The organism is Acinetobacter sp. 231_lipA (assembly GCF_058243005.1).
Genome location: NZ_JBZAYU010000001.1, coordinates 1,674,409 through 1,689,814 on the forward strand (window position 1 = coordinate 1,674,409; position 15,406 = coordinate 1,689,814).

Consider the following 15,406-nt stretch of genomic DNA (forward strand, 5'->3'; position numbering starts at 1 on the left):
CTTTAAATGGAATAATGAGTATGTCTAATAAAATTCAATTTCAACTGAAAAAACTTCCTTTAATCTCATGTGCGTTGTTAAGCTGTTTGGCTTTTGGGCAAGTACATGCTGTGTCTAATGATCAGGTCAAACAACTGGTTGAATCAGAAAAAAAGAATTATTTAAATACTCTAGAGGCTTTAGTCAATATTGAGTCGGGGAGTAAAGATCTTGTCGGCGTGAGTAAGATCGCTAAATATGTCGCCGAACAATTAAAAACGACAGGTGCTGAGGTCAGTATTGTAGAAGCTAAAGATATATATCGTATGGATGATACACCCCAACAGACTGGTCCAATGGTAAAAGCTGTTTTAAAGGGTAAAGGCAGCAGTAAAATTATGCTAATTGCTCATATGGATACGGTGTATTTAACAGGGATGTTGAAAGACCAACCTTTTAAAATGGAAGGGGATAAAGTTTTTGGTCTCGGAATTTTAGATGATAAACAGGGGGTTGCTGCGATTATTCATACGCTTGATCTTTTGAAAAAGTTGAATTATCAAGATTATGGCATGATTACAGTCTTACTTAACTCCGATGAGGAGATCAGTTCGCCAGGTTCACGCAAACTGATTACTGAAACTGCACAAGACCAAGATGTAGTTTTGTCATTTGAAGGTGGTGGTAAAGATGGTAGTTTACGATTAGCCACCAGTGGGATTGGTGCAGCATATTTAGAGGTTCACGGGAAATCTGCACATGCAGGGGTTAAGCCTGAAGCAGGCATAAATGCACTGACAGAATTATCACATCAAATCTTACAGTTACAAGACTTATCGAATCCTAAAACAGGCTTGAAATTAAACTGGACTGTAGCGAGTGCAGGTAAAGTGCGTAACGTGATTCCAGACCTTGCGACTGCACAAGCAGATGTTCGTGCTTTGCAAGTTAAAGATTTTCAGCAAGTGGAACGTGTATTACAGGAAAGGATTAAACGTAAAAAGTTAGCTGATAGTGAAGTTAAGTTAAAGTTTGAAATGCGTCGCCCACCTTTAATGGCAAATCCACAGGCAAAAAAATTGGCTGAACAAGCACAGCTTATTTACAAAAATGATTTTAACTTACCAATGAAGGTCTTAGCTGAAGCAACAGGTGGTGGTACAGATGCCGCATTTGCTGGCTTAAATTCGAAAGCAGCGATTTTAGAAGGCATGGGCTTATCTGGTGATGGTGCACATTCGAATAATGCTGAATATATTCTGGTCGAAAGTATTGTGCCGCGTTTATATTTAGCGACAAAGTTGATTATGGATTTATCGACCGCTCAAAAATAATAAAGTTGGTATGAAAGAACTCAACTGATTTGAGTTTTTACATCATGAGAGATGGTGTTTATTTTTAGCAGCATCTTTCATTAATCTAAATATTAGAATCTTATAAGAAAATGGATGAGCTCTTAAATAAAAACTATATCAAGTGAGGGATGTTCTGAGAGATCGGCATAGCTATAGTTGATGTTAATTTTTCATTCTTTGCTGCCTAATTCACCTGAATCTGTTGGGTTTCGGTGCATTGTCTCTACTGTCCTAAGTGATTGGACCTTAGTCTTTATTCTTTAAGGAATGAAGGGTCAGCTTTTGTCTCTTCACTGTCGAATTGTTTCTTTTTAAATAAAAACTTCGAAATTACGTTTGCATAAAAAAATAAATGATAACATGCTGTATATGATGCTTTTTTAACCAAGCAAGCTGAATGTAATTCATGGTAAAATGATCGGCTTTCATCTTTGATCTTTATTTGAGATCTTTCATCTGCCAGCCGAGAATTGCTAGCCATGTCTACTGCTTATACTATGCAGACCGCGCCTAAAGCGTTGTTTGATTACGACAAATATTGGGCGTCATGTTTTGAACCTGCGCCATTTTTGCCGATGTCGCGCGAGGAAATGGACCAACTCGGTTGGGATAGTTGTGACTTTATTTTGGTCTGTGGTGATGCGTATATCGACCATCCATCATTTTGTTCGGGCATTATTGGCCGTACGTTAGAAGCACAAGGTTTCCGTGTCGGGATTATTGCACAACCTGATTGGACTAATGTTGAAGCATTCCGCGTTTTGGGTAAGCCAAATATCGCTTGGGGTGTGACTGCTGGGAACATGGATTCGATGATCAACCGTTATACGGCTGATCGTAAAATTCGTTCTGATGATGCCTATTCACCAGATAATTTACCCAATAAACGTCCAGACCGTGCAGCAACCGTATATTGCCAACGTGTACGCGAAGCATTTCCAGATGTACCTGTATTGTTAGGTGGAATTGAAGCATCTTTACGTCGTATTGCACATTATGACTATTGGTCAGACAAAGTTCGTCGTTCAGTGTTGATGGACTCAAAAGCCGATCTTTTGATGTATGGTAATGGTGAGCGTTCAATTACTGAAGTGATGCATCGCTTAGCCAAAGGCGAAAAGATTCACGAAATTACAGATGTTCGTGGCACGGCATTTATCGTGAATAAATTAAACCGTCCATCTAAAGCCAAGTTTGTGGAAATCGCATCGAATGATGTGGATACCATTGGCCGTGTTGATCCGATTATCAATCCTTATGTAATGACTGAAGATTTAGATGGCTGTGAAATTGAAAAAGATAAGGGTAATTCTTTAACCCAATACCAAAATTTCCAAAAAGAAATTGTGACGAATCAAATTGTTCGTGAAGGGGATCAACTTGATCCTGATACACAAATTGTGCAATTACAGCCGTCTTCAAAGGCAATTAAACATAAATTACCGCCGCGTGAACTGGCTGTGATTCGTTTGCCTGCATTTGAAGCAGTGGCAGATGATCCCGTTTTATATGCACATGCCAACCGTATTTTGCACCTTGAAACCAATCCAGGAAATGCTCGTGCATTGGTACAAAAGCATGGCGAGCGTGATGTCTGGTTAAATGCTCCACCGATTCCGTTAACGACGGAAGAAATGGACTATGTATTTGATTTACCTTATGCACGTCTACCGCATCCTGTCTATGGGGAGGCGCGTTTTCCTGCATTTGATATGATCAAGTTCTCTGTAAATATCATGCGTGGCTGTTTTGGCGGTTGTACGTTCTGTTCTATTACGGAACATGAAGGTCGTATCATTCAAAACCGTTCTGAAGAATCGATTTTACGTGAAGTTGAAAAGATTCGTGATACTGCACCGGGTTTTACCGGCATCATTTCTGACTTGGGTGGACCAACTGCAAATATGTACCGTTTGCATTGTAAAGACCCTGAGATTGAAAAGAACTGTCGTAAACCATCCTGTGTTTATCCAGGTGTTTGTCAAAACTTACATACAGATCATGCACCATTAACACAGTTATATCGTAAAGCACGTGAACTCAAAGGCATCAAAAAGATCCTGATTGGTTCAGGCTTACGCTATGATTTAGCGGTGTTAAACCCTGAATATGTCAAAGAATTGGTTCAGCATCATGTCGGTGGTTATTTAAAAATTGCGCCTGAACATACCGAAAAAGGTCCATTGTCTAAGATGATGAAACCGGGCATCGGAACCTATGATCGTTTCAAGCAAATGTTTGATCGTTTCAGTAAGGAAGCAGGTAAAGAGCAATATTTAATTCCGTACTTTATCGCAGCGCATCCGGGTACGACCGAATATGACATGATGAATTTGGCGATTTGGTTGAAGAAAAATGGTTTCCGTGCCGATCAGGTACAGACTTTCTATCCATCACCAATGGCAACCGCGACCACCATGTATCACACGGGTAAAAACCCATTAGCTAAAGTGGCGCGATATACTGAAGATGTTGATATTGTGAAAGGTGAGAAGCGTCGTCGTCTGCATAAAGCCTTCTTGCGTTATCATGATCCAAACAACTGGCCATTATTACGTGAAGCTTTAAAGGAGATGGGCCGCCAAGACTTGATTGGTAACTCGAAACAGCATTTGATTCCAACCTATCAACCGCAAGGGACAGAAGGTCAGTATCAGTCTGCTCGTAAGAAAAACTCAACCGTGGATGGTGATTCGCAAAAACGTAATGGTGATAGCCGTAACCAACAAGCGAAAAATCAATCTCGTCCATCAAATACCAAGAAGCGTCCTGAACGTGGTCAGATTTTAACGCAACATACAGGTTTACCACCGCGCGAAACAGGTGACGCCAAGAAGCCATTTGGACATTCCAAGTCAAAACCGAAGTCTAAGTCACGTGCTTAATGGCAATTGAATATAAAAAAGGATGCTACGGCATCCTTTTTTAGGATCAATCTTTTTTATTGCGTTAGAAAAATAGCTTAGAGATTGGCTTTTTTGCCATCCGTCGGGAAAATTGGGTCAATCCGAAGAATCATATTGCACGTGAATGAATCACTCTATTACAGTGTAGATAGGCTACAGAGCCAAAATTTCATTCGGATTAAAACAAAACGTGTTACAACGGATGACATTGCAAAAAATTGTTTAGTTTTATCAGCGTTTGTTTGATTTTAGCTTTAGTTTTTTTATTGCGTGGTTTGGGTAAATGGTCAGTAGGTTATACTGATCGGATAAAATAGGTTATACTGATCGGATAAAAATCGGTGTGATACCGAAAATTATAATAAAGATGAAAAGGATACAAATATGACAACTTATATGGTAATTGGTAGCGTGTTGTTGATACTGGTCATGATTTTAGCGAGTAAAGCGTTGATCCCTAAGACCAAGCAGCAAGATAGTGCATTAAGACAACGTGCTATTTTTAGTATGCATGAACAACTGACTTATACTCGTTTGAAAGAAATTTTACCGCATCATACTGTGCTGGCACATGTATCTTATGATGCCTTACTCACTACAAAATTTTCGCGTACACGAAATAAATACCGCAATTTGGTGGCTGATTTTGTCATTGTGGATAGTGCACAACAAGTTTTGGCAGTGGTTGCTTTAGAAGATCCGCTTTCACTGAAACGTCCACAAAAGGCACAGTTTCAGGATGCGATCCTCGATATGGCTGGCTATAAAGTGATTCGTTATGAAGAAGTGCCTGACTATCATCAGTTACGTGAAGATTTTTATGGCGATCTCTATGCCTCATCGCGTTTGACTAAAGATAAGCATGCGACCAAAAAATATGATTACTATAATGCAGCACAAACTCGAAAATTACGTCTGATCGGCTAACTGAATCTCAGCGTTCATCATAAAAAACATGAAGATTTATGCTTTTTATGATGCGTGTATTTTTTATGTAGGTTTCACTGCAACAACGGTTAACTCTACCAATACTCGTGGATCATAAAGTTTAGCTTCAACACAGGTACGGGGTAAGGCATCAATGTCTGCAACCCAAGCATCCCAAACTTCGTTGAAAGCGGCATAGTCTTTTTCAATGTCTTTTAAATAAATCGTCACAGATAAAATATGGCTTTTATCTGTGCCTGCATCAGCTAAAAATTGGTCAATCATGTCGAATGTTTGTTGGGTTTGACCTTTAATATCGAGATCAAAGTCAGACGCCAGTTGACCTGCCAAATGAACGAGGTTGCCAGCAATCGCAACTTCAGAAAAACGATTTGAGACATGCAAACGTTGAACCGTCATGATGTATGCATCCTGTGTGATGAGTATAAAAATAGAACATAAAAAGTAGTTCAATAGCCTACCACAAACTCATGTATGACAGATGGCTATGATGTTGGCTTTCAATCAGGTGCAGAATTTTACAGCGTGAAGGATTCTATCTCTTGCTGTAAGTACATGTGAACAGAGGATGGGTTCAATATCTTGACGTGGGAATTACAGAAAATGAAGCAACGCGATTAATAGGTAAATCTTATGCGGGCTTTATAACAGTATATTTAAAAATATTGGATTATTCTGATGCTAGAGCACTGCTCTGTAATATAGAGGCGGGAATACCATATAAATATCAGAGATGTCCTGTAATCTTCGGATTTGATCGTCACGCCAATCACAGGACGTATGCTAAAAGTAAAGGTAAGTTTTAGCATCTCAGCGGTTACATGGATAAATGCAGCGCGTCATTAGATTACTCTAAAAAAACAGTTTGTGAATGCTAAATTGCATTATTTTTGTTCTTTTGATTAAAAAGTGACTGATTGAGCATTCAGTTCGACCATAAAGAGAGCTGGGGTGGAGGCTCTTGAGTCGAAAGTGCATAGACCCCAACACCGATCAGACGAAATTGTTGATCCGGTGTGATTTGCATTTCTTTGAGTAAGATATCTAAGGTCATTTGCAGTTCAGTTTGATGCTTTAATGGTGTTTTGAAGCTTTTACTGTGCTGTAGGGTTTGAAAGCTTTTCAGTTTCAATTTGACAGTGACACCGCGGGCATACAGTTGCTTTTTCTCTAAGCTTTGCCAGACTTGTGCAATCAACTTGGGCCAAAATGGGAGACACTGTTCAATAGTTAAATCATCATCAAAAGTGGTTTCTTTTGAAATTTGCTGACGTTCTCGTTCCGCTTGTACAGGACGCTCATCAATCCCTTGTGCATAGAGATAGAGCTGTTTGCCATACTTGCCAAAATGATGAATCAGGATATTTTCATCCACATGCTGTAAATCACCTAAAGTTTCAAGTTTGAGTGCATGTAATTTTTCTTGCATGACTTTACCCACTCCAGGGATTTTTTTAAGCGGCAAGTGCTGAATAAACTGCTGAACTTGTGAGGGTTTAATTACACAGATACCATTCGGTTTATTCCAGTCCGATGCAACTTTGGCTAAAAACTTATTCGGTGCAACACCCGCAGAGGCGGTCAGTCCTGTGCTCTGAAAAATATCAGCACGGATGCGTTCAGCAACTTCTGTGGCGCTGGCCAGTTGTTGTAAATTTTCCGTCACATCTAAATAAGCTTCATCTAAGGAAAGCGGTTCAATGAGTGTGGTATAACGCTGAAAAATTGTATGAATTTGCGCTGAGACCGCACGATATTTAGAGAAATTAGGTTCAATCACCACCACTTGAGGGCAGCGTTTTTTGGCTTGAGTCATCGACATGGCAGAGCGGAGTCCGTAGCGACGTGCAGGGTAGGATGCAGCTGCAATGACGGCACGAGGGTGGTGTGAAGAAATCACCACAGGTAAATGCTTTAAGTCGGGACGATCAAGTAACTCCACCGAGGCATAGAAGGCATCCATGTCGATGTGAATGATTTTTCGCATGCTGAATTTTAATATTGAAACCTAAACCAGTATTGCACTATTCAGATCGATTGCGTAGTCCTGTATGTGGCATAAGCGACAGAGTTTGACTTGGTGTTTTTTGTATTTGAACTTCAATGATGAGCTTGGAACTGCTTACTTGATTGGTAAGTTTTGTGGCAGTTGATAAAGTCCTTGGCGCTCTAAAAAGCTGATCCAATCTTGTTCTGAACCCTGAAATACATTGAGATCCACCAAGGTTGGTATGCCTTTAATTTGACCTTGGCTGGTGTGTTGCCAAAAGATCCATTTCGGATTGCCTTTGAGCTCAGGCTGGCCTTGATATTCACGAATCCAAAGGGGAGTTTGTTTAAATTCATCGACTAAAACAATATTATAAAATGCTTTAGAAGTATAAAAAATGGGTTGCAAACCATAGTGTTGATACAGTTGGTCGTGCATGACCTGAATTTCTTTGAGTAGCTGTTCTCTGGTGTAGGTGTTGATACAGGTGCTGTCATATTCCAAATCAATCACAGGCGGCAAACTATCGGTTTTCTTCGGTACAGTTTCGATAAAGTTCTGGGCCTGAATCTGGCCATCACGGCATAAACGATAAAAATGATAGGCTCCGACCAAAAAGCCTTGTTCACGGGCTTTGAGCCAATTGTCCTGAAATTTACGGTCTTTGAAATCGCCCCCTTCAGTGGCTTTTAAATAAACGAATTTAAACTCTTGGGGAGAAATAGATTGCCATTGGATGTCGCCCTGATGATGAGACACATCAAAGCCTTTTACTGGATACTCTTGGGCAGATGCGACATTGTTCTGTAAGAAAAAATAGGTGATCCCCAGTCCGACACATAGCATCACTACACAGGCAAGTATGTAATAGGGATATGAGGTTTTTGACGGCGTGGAAACTTTTTTTCTTGCGGACATGCTTTTGCAGGTATTGGTTTTTAGCTCATCATCATAGCTCGAATTTGCGGAACTGACCATGATGATTATGGTCAGTGAATAGCGGTACTTTGTATCTGTTATTCATCCACGGTATCTTTAGGGATGTACCAGAAAATGGCTGCGGTAATTAGGTTAATACAGCCCAAAACAATTAAGGTGTTATGGAATGCCATGACGATGTGATCTGTGCCCCAATATGCCGTAAAGACATTAACCAAAGTACCTGCCAGAGCCACACCAATACTCATCGACACCATCATGATCATCGACAAGAAACTGTTGCCACTGCTGGCATCTTGTTGTGGCAGATCTTTCAGCGTGAGGGTATTCATAGATACAAATTGCAGTGAGTTCAGCATACCAAAAACAAAGAAATGCAGCGCGCGCAACCAGGTTGGGGTGTCTGCGGTATTGAGGGCAAAACTGGCGATACATACACCGACCAATAAGGTGTTAACCAAAAGCACATGGCGATAACCAAAGCGCTGAATCAAGTGACGAATGATGGGTTTGGAGGCCAGTGAACCCAACACGGTCGGAATCATCAAGAGTCCCGTCACAAAAGGTTCAAAGCCGAAAGCCACTTGGAGCATGAGTGGCATTAAAAAGGGCATGGCATTGCCACCGAGGCGAGCAAAGAAGTTACCTAAAATACCCACGGCATAAATGCGGTTACGAAACAGTTTACTGCGAAATAGCGCATTTTGATGTGTATGTGCATGATAGGCATACCAAAGCGCAGTCGCCAAGCTCAGTACAATCAGCCCAATACTCCACCATAAAGTCAGGTGCGGACTGGCAAAATTTTCAATCCCTAAAGATAGTCCTGCCATGGTGATCACCAACAGGATAAAACCCCAAAAGTCAAAACGCTGCACATTCTGCTCGGTGACATTCGGCATGGCTTTAAAGCTAATCAGAACCCCTAACAGTCCCATGGGGAGGTTAATCAGGAAAATCCAATGCCATGTACTGACTTCGACCAACCAGCCCCCGAGTGTTGGACCGATCAGTGGGCCAATCAGTCCCGCGAGACTCATCAAACTCATGGCCGATAAGAACTGCGTCCGCGGAATGACCTTGAGCATGGCTAAACGGCCAACAGGGAGCAATAATGCACCACCGATGCCTTGTAGCACGCGATAGAACAATAATTCATTTAAACTTTCAGAAAAGCCACAGCCCAGCGAGGCAAGGGTAAAAATGATAATGGCACTGAAATAGGTATTGCGCACTCCAAAACGGTCGGCGAGCCAGCCACTCAAGGGAATACAGGCAGCAACGGCAAGCACATAGGCCACTACCACGCTATGCATTTGCAGCGGGTCTTCATTCAGACTGGCTGCCATAGCCGGTAGAGCGGTATTCACAATGGTGGTATCTAAGCCTTGCATAAAAAAGCCAATCGAAACCAGAAGTACCAAAAGACGGTACTCAGGAGCGAGTGCTTGATGGGTCGGCGTTTGGTTCATAGATACAACAAAGTGAAATTTTTAAACAGTTTAGCTTAATTTAAGTTGGACTGTTGTTGCGAATGTACATTCATCACATGCCATTAAATTGACATCTCTACGTCATGTGTTTGCAACGCGTGCATCATACATTGGTCAAATTTGAACCGATATTTAGATCATGATGAATAAAACATATAGTGCTGTCTTTTTAGCATGCATGGGGTTGGGCTTAGCGGGGTGTAATGACAGTGATGATGCGCAAACTATCACATCACCGCCTGTGGTAGAGGAAGCCACGCCGAATAGTATTGAACTGGTTCATCTTGCAAGTTATGAATCGGGGATATTTGGACAAAGTGCAGCTGAAATCCCTGCCTATGATGCTGCGAGTAAGCGTCTGTTCGTGGTGAATGCACAAAAAGGTATGGTCGATGTTTTAGATTTCTCCCAACCAGCGCAACCGACATATATCCAATCTTTGGATGCCAAAACTTATTTAGCCAATTCCGAGGTGAATAGTGTCGCGGTGCATAATGGCATTGTGGCGCTTGCGGTTCAGGCTGAGGATAAAACCCAAACCGGTATTGTGGCTTTTTTTAAAGCACAGGATCTTTCCTTTATCAGCCAAGTCAACGTGGGAGCTTTGCCAGATATGTTGACCTTCACGCCTGATGGTCGAAAAGTACTGGTAGCGAATGAAGCGGAACCGAATGAAGGGTATCAAGTCGATCCCGAAGGTTCCGTCAGCATTATTGATATTTCAGATATTCAAAAACCAACAGCAATCATTGCGGGCTTCCGCGCATGGAATGACCGTAAACAAGACTTATTAGATGCAGGCATTCGTATTTTTGGCCCAGACATCAGTCAATACCCAAATGTAGCGACCGCAGGTATTCAAACGACTACCGTTGCACAAGACCTAGAGCCTGAGTACATCGCAGTCAGTACTGATGGTAAAAAAGCATGGGTCAGTTTGCAGGAAAACAATGCCATTGGGGTTTTAGACCTAGCAAAAAATCAATTTGTTGACCTTTTCCCGATGGGCTACAAGGACCATAGTTTGCCTGAAAATGCCTTGGATGGAAGTGACCGTGACTGTGCTATTGGTCAAGACTCTTTGGGACGTAGTATTACAGAATGTGCAAAAGATGCAGGCATGATTAATATTAGTTCTTGGCCAGGGCTATATGGCATGTATATGCCCGATGCCATTGCATCATACCAAGCCAACGGTAAAACCTATTTGGTCACAGCCAATGAAGGGGATGCCCGTGAATGGCTAAGGGATGAAGCCAAATACTTTGAAGGCGGGGACTTAAATGCTGGTTATGCAGAAGAGATACGCATTAAACATTTGTTTAAAAAAGCAGGTTTTGATGCCAAAGGCGATTATGCCGCGCATTTACGTCAGCTTGCACCGGGCGTAAAAGGGGCGAAATTAAACCCCGAGGTGTTTAAACCTTGTCAAACGGCTGACGCAATAGAAGTCTGCGCGGATAATTTAATTAAAGATTCACAAATTGGACGTTTGACCATTAGTTGGACGTAAGGTTATCAAAAAGATCCACTAACAGGTCTACCGAAGCTAGATGAAAATGGTCGTCTGACTTATGACAAATTATATGCTTATGGTGGCCGTTCGGTGAGTATTGTCGACCCTGAAACCAAGCAGATTGTGTGGGACTCGGGGAGTGAGTTTGAGCGAAAAATTGCGGAGTTGTTTCCACATCAATTTAATAGCAATCATGAAGCATTTAAATTTGATGACCGTAGTGATAATAAAGGCCCTGAACCTGAAGGCGTGACGTTGGGTAAAATTGGTGCAAAGACCTTTGCCTTTATTGGACTTGAGCGTGCCAGTGGCATCATGGTGTATGACATTAGCAACCCGAATCAGGCTAAATTTGTTCAGTATCTGAACCATCGCAATACCAATGAAACAGAAGTCACGAAGCAAGGTGACTTAGGCCCAGAAGGTTTGATTTTCATCGCGGCGAAGAATTCACCCAATGGTCACCCGCTATTGGTGGTCGGAAATGAAGTCAGTGGTAGTACAGCGGTTTATGAAGTCAAACTCAATTAAAAAACTGAGTTTTGAATTTGAAAAAAGAGCACTACGGTGCTCTTTTTTATGGCGCTACAAAAAATATATGACAGGGATGTCATGAAAATGAAATAAAACCGTCATAATCTTTGGCAAACGTCCAAGGGCATTGTCTTGGAATAAATTATTCAAAAGGTTGGTTTTATGACAATCGAAATTTTGATGGTGATAGGCTTCTGTTTAGCCGCTTATTCTATCGTCGGAAATGATGTGCCACAGACATTAGGTACGTTTATTTCATCCAATGCACATCGTCCATGGTGGGTGCTTTGGCTCTTTATCAGCAGCATTTTGGTGGTGGTGTTGATTTATGGTTGGTATGCATCCGGTGTGGGTGATGCATCATATGGCCGTTTAGAAACGATTCCTTTTCCTGAGGGTGGGGTCACGTGGCTCTATATTGTGCCACCGATTTTACTGTTATTTTTAACCAAATACGGAATTCCCGTCAGTACCACTTTCTTGGTTTTAACCATTTTCTCGCCTGCAAGTTTAGGCTCGATGATGGTGAAATCGATGATGGGCTATGCGGTGGCCTTTGTGGTTGCGATTATTGTCTATCGTTTTGTGATGCGCCAAGTCGCAAAGTATTTTGCGAAAACCCGTAATCAAGAACCGTCGCATATTTGGATCGGACTACAGTGGGTCTCTACGGCTTTTCTGTGGAGTCAGTGGCTGATTCAAGATTTGGCCAATATTTTCGTCTATGTACCCCGTCAAGTGCCGTTTTCATTTTTACTGTTTGCCATCACGGTCTTTGTGGTGTTGTTGGCGGTGATTTTGTACCAACGTGGTGGTGCGATTCAGAAGATTGTCGATACCAAAACAGGTGTTACTGATATTCGTGCAGCGACTATTATTGACTTTATGTATGCCCTGATTTTGTTGGTGTTCAAAGAGTGGAGCAATATTCCAATGAGTACCACATGGGTATTCTTAGGTTTACTTGCAGGTCGTGAGTTTGCAATGTCGATGATTTTTGATGAAGTGAACAAACACCGCACTTCGCGTAACGTCAGTAAAGATGCGATGAAATTGATGTTTGGCTTAGCCATGTCCGTGATTTTGGCGACCACACTGCCGTGGTTCTATAATTTTGTCACCCATTATGGGCAATAACCGCACATGTTAAAAAAGCGAGCACTAGGCTCGCTTTTTTATGGCATTAAGAACAGGGTTTAAATGGCAAAGTGTGCTGGACTGCCGAGGTTGGCAATGGCTGAATAAATCTGTTCAGCGTGGTTGCATACAATTACTTTTGCGCGGTGCTGTGGCGGTAGAAAACCTTCTTCTACTGCATGATCCAACTGGGCAATCAGTGCGTCATAGAAACCATTGACGTTATAAATCATCATCGGTTTTTGGTGTTGGTTCAGTTGTCCCCAGGTTGCCACCTCTAAAATTTCTTCAAAAGTGCCTAAACCACCGGGTAGTGCGACAAAGGCGCTTGCACGTTCGGCCATTAAGGCTTTGCGCTCATGCATGGTTTGTACAACATGTAATTCGGTCAGTTGGTGATGCGCAATTTCATAATCCAGCATAAATTCTGGAATGACGCCGACTGCTTCACCGCCGTGGCTAATCATGGCATCGGCCACTTGTCCCATGAGGCCAATGCTGGCCCCCCCATAAACCAGACCAAAACCCTGTTTAGCTAAACCTTGTGCCAGTGCAATCGCTTTTTCTTGATAAATCGGTTTATTGCCTGAACGAGAACCGCAGTAAAGTGCGATCAGAGGTTGAGTGGTTTGAACATTTACTTCAGTGTTGAGAGAGGATATTTTTAATTCACTATTCATGGCGTATGTTTTTACCTTTTGCTTTATCTACTTTTTCTCTCTTAGTTTAAGCAAGAAATGTGACGGCAAGCTGTATTTAATCTAACAATCGGGTAATAATTTGTTAAATACTTTAAAACAGTGCGCTTTTGAAAAAAAGATGAATTTCATGTAGATCTTGCCTATACTTATTTCCTGTTTTACAACACAAGAACGAACATGGGTAGTGGTAGTTGTCGCTCAAGACATCTTCAGTTTTCCGAAAAAAATTACAGCCATTGGGGCTGAATCTTCCTTTTCATCCGCTTAAGTTGCGTTATGCACCGTATATTTCCCCTCGACAGGAGCAGATCACATGATATTTGAATGGATGTCTGATCCTTCTGCGTGGGTGGGGTTACTCACCTTAGTGGTGCTGGAAATCGTGCTGGGGATTGATAACTTGGTTTTTATTGCGATTTTGGCGGAGAAACTTCCACCAGAACAACGCAATACGGCCCGTGTTGTTGGTTTGATCCTTGCACTCTTAATGCGTTTGGTGCTGTTGGCCTCAATTGCTTGGGTGGTGACACTGACCGAGCCGCTGTTCCATATCTTCGACCATCCTTTCTCAGGACGGGATTTGATTCTTCTGTTTGGTGGGGTGTTTTTACTGTTTAAAGGCACCATGGAACTGCATGAGCGTATTGACGCCAAAGTGGTTCAAAAAGAAGAAAGTCCAGCCAATGCTGTGTTTTGGATGGTGATCGTTCAGATTGTGGTGTTGGATGCTGTATTTTCCTTAGACTCGGTGATTACCGCAGTCGGTATGGTTAAACACCTGTCTGTGATGATGATTGCGGTGGTTATCGCCGTGGGCATTATGCTGTGGGCATCCAAGGCTTTGATGGAGTTCGTCAACAAACATCCAACCGTGGTGATTTTGTGTCTCGGCTTCTTGATGATGATCGGTTTCTCATTGATTGTAGAAGGCTTTGGTTTCCATATTCCAAAAGGTTACTTATATGCCGCGATTGGTTTCTCGGTGATTGTTGAATTCATCAACCAAACCATGCGCCGTAATCAAGAAAAAATGGTCACCACCACAGATCTTCGCTATAAAACTGCATCTGCGGTGCTGCGAATGTTGGGCGGTAAAAGTAGTGATCATGCCTCTGAGCCTGAAGATGTACTGGCAACTCGCGCCTATGCGGATGAAGTATTTGATCCTGAAAATGGGGTCTATCATAGTGTCTTGGTGCAAGGGGTGCTGGGTTTGTCCGAGCGTCCTGTGAAGTCCGTGATGACCCCACGTCCAGAGTTGGAGTGGATTGATTTAGAGGATGAAGAAGCTTCAATCAAATCACAACTACTCAGTATTACGCATTCACGTTTAATCGTGGCACGGGGCGAGTTAGACAACATCGCTGGTGTGGTGCTGACCCATAAAGTTTTGAATGAATATATCGAAACCGGTGTACTCGATTTTGATAAACATTTACGTGAACCTGTGATTGTGCATGAAAATGCGCAAGTCCTGATGGTGATGGAACAATTGCGTCAAGCGCCGTTACAAATGGCTTTGGTCTTGAATGAATATGGCTCGATTGAAGGGATTGCCACGCCGATTGACGTATTGGAAGCGATTGCAGGGGAGTTCCCCGATGAAGATGCTGAAGACAATGTGGCTGAAAGTTTGGAAGATGGCAGTTTGATGCTCGATGGTTCCACTGATATTCGCCATGTGTCGTTATTGTTGGATCGTGATTTGGTCGATGAGTCTGATCAGTACTCAACCTTGTCAGGCTATATCCTCTTTCATTTAGGTCGTTTACCCGAAAATGGCTCTAGCCTTGAAGCAGATGGCTGTATTTTTGAAGTGGTGACGATGGATGGGCACAAAATTGAAAAAGTGCATGTGATTCCAAAGTCAGATCTGCACAAGGAATCATCTTAAAACAAACCTTAATC

The 15,406-nt window shown here is 42.1% G+C and carries 11 protein-coding genes and 1 pseudogene; 6 read left to right on the forward strand and 6 right to left on the reverse strand.

Annotation, left to right across the window (positions count from 1 at the left end; all coding sequences use genetic code 11):
* Window positions 1–20 precede the first annotated feature (20 nt).
* The gene (locus tag AC4CUX_RS08275) at window positions 21–1,313 is read left to right on the forward strand and encodes a M20/M25/M40 family metallo-hydrolase (RefSeq protein WP_080543918.1); all 1,293 of its coding nucleotides are present in this window, start codon (window positions 21–23) and stop codon (window positions 1,311–1,313) included.
* A 274-nt stretch (window positions 1,314–1,587) separates the two neighbouring features.
* On the opposite strand, the gene AC4CUX_RS08280 is transcribed toward AC4CUX_RS08275, so the two are convergent.
* On the reverse strand, window positions 1,588–1,815 hold the full coding sequence (locus AC4CUX_RS08280) for a hypothetical protein (protein WP_228128224.1): 228 nt from the start codon (window positions 1,813–1,815) through the stop codon (window positions 1,588–1,590).
* Between AC4CUX_RS08280 and AC4CUX_RS08285 the strand changes: the two genes are divergently transcribed.
* Both AC4CUX_RS08285 and AC4CUX_RS08290 read left to right on the forward strand, forming a co-directional pair.
* Window positions 1,814–4,219 (forward strand): YgiQ family radical SAM protein, encoded by a 2,406-nt coding sequence (locus tag AC4CUX_RS08285; RefSeq protein ID WP_039890347.1) that lies wholly within the window; start codon window positions 1,814–1,816, stop codon window positions 4,217–4,219. The genes AC4CUX_RS08280 and AC4CUX_RS08285 overlap by 2 nt on opposite strands.
* Window positions 4,220–4,624: 405 nt before the next feature.
* Complete coding sequence (locus AC4CUX_RS08290) at window positions 4,625–5,167, forward strand: DUF2726 domain-containing protein (RefSeq protein WP_005401019.1); 543 nt, start codon at window positions 4,625–4,627, stop codon at window positions 5,165–5,167.
* Between the two features lie 63 nt (window positions 5,168–5,230).
* Here AC4CUX_RS08290 and AC4CUX_RS08295 read toward each other — a convergent pair whose 3' ends face one another.
* The 4 genes from AC4CUX_RS08295 to mdtD form a co-directional block, all read right to left on the reverse strand.
* Window positions 5,231–5,587 (reverse strand): RidA family protein, encoded by a 357-nt coding sequence (locus tag AC4CUX_RS08295; protein ID WP_005401018.1) that lies wholly within the window; start codon window positions 5,585–5,587, stop codon window positions 5,231–5,233.
* Window positions 5,588–6,113: 526 nt separating this feature from the next.
* Complete coding sequence (gene dinB / locus AC4CUX_RS08300; RefSeq protein ID WP_005401017.1) at window positions 6,114–7,175, reverse strand: DNA polymerase IV; 1,062 nt, start codon at window positions 7,173–7,175, stop codon at window positions 6,114–6,116.
* Between the two features lie 135 nt (window positions 7,176–7,310).
* Window positions 7,311–8,096 carry a glycoside hydrolase family 25 protein gene (locus AC4CUX_RS08305; protein WP_411692111.1) on the reverse strand — a complete coding sequence of 262 codons (786 nt, stop codon included), beginning with the start codon at window positions 8,094–8,096 and terminating at the stop codon, window positions 7,311–7,313.
* A gap of 98 nt (window positions 8,097–8,194) precedes the next feature.
* The gene (mdtD, locus tag AC4CUX_RS08310; RefSeq protein WP_005401015.1) at window positions 8,195–9,589 is read right to left on the reverse strand and encodes a multidrug transporter subunit MdtD; all 1,395 of its coding nucleotides are present in this window, start codon (window positions 9,587–9,589) and stop codon (window positions 8,195–8,197) included.
* Between the two features lie 163 nt (window positions 9,590–9,752).
* On the opposite strand from mdtD, the pseudogene AC4CUX_RS08315 reads away from it, so the two are divergent.
* Both AC4CUX_RS08315 and AC4CUX_RS08320 read left to right on the forward strand, forming a co-directional pair.
* Window positions 9,753–11,657: pseudogene (locus AC4CUX_RS08315) on the forward strand (choice-of-anchor I family protein).
* A gap of 165 nt (window positions 11,658–11,822) precedes the next feature.
* A complete protein-coding gene (locus AC4CUX_RS08320; protein ID WP_004978518.1) occupies window positions 11,823–12,797 on the forward strand; it encodes a hypothetical protein in 975 nt (324 codons plus the stop codon).
* Window positions 12,798–12,856: 59 nt separating this feature from the next.
* Here AC4CUX_RS08320 and AC4CUX_RS08325 read toward each other — a convergent pair whose 3' ends face one another.
* On the reverse strand, window positions 12,857–13,477 hold the full coding sequence (locus AC4CUX_RS08325; protein WP_279044809.1) for an LOG family protein: 621 nt from the start codon (window positions 13,475–13,477) through the stop codon (window positions 12,857–12,859).
* Window positions 13,478–13,811: 334 nt separating this feature from the next.
* On the opposite strand from AC4CUX_RS08325, the gene AC4CUX_RS08330 reads away from it, so the two are divergent.
* A complete protein-coding gene (locus AC4CUX_RS08330) occupies window positions 13,812–15,392 on the forward strand; it encodes a TerC family protein (RefSeq protein ID WP_004692886.1) in 1,581 nt (526 codons plus the stop codon).
* Window positions 15,393–15,406: the final 14 nt, after the last annotated feature.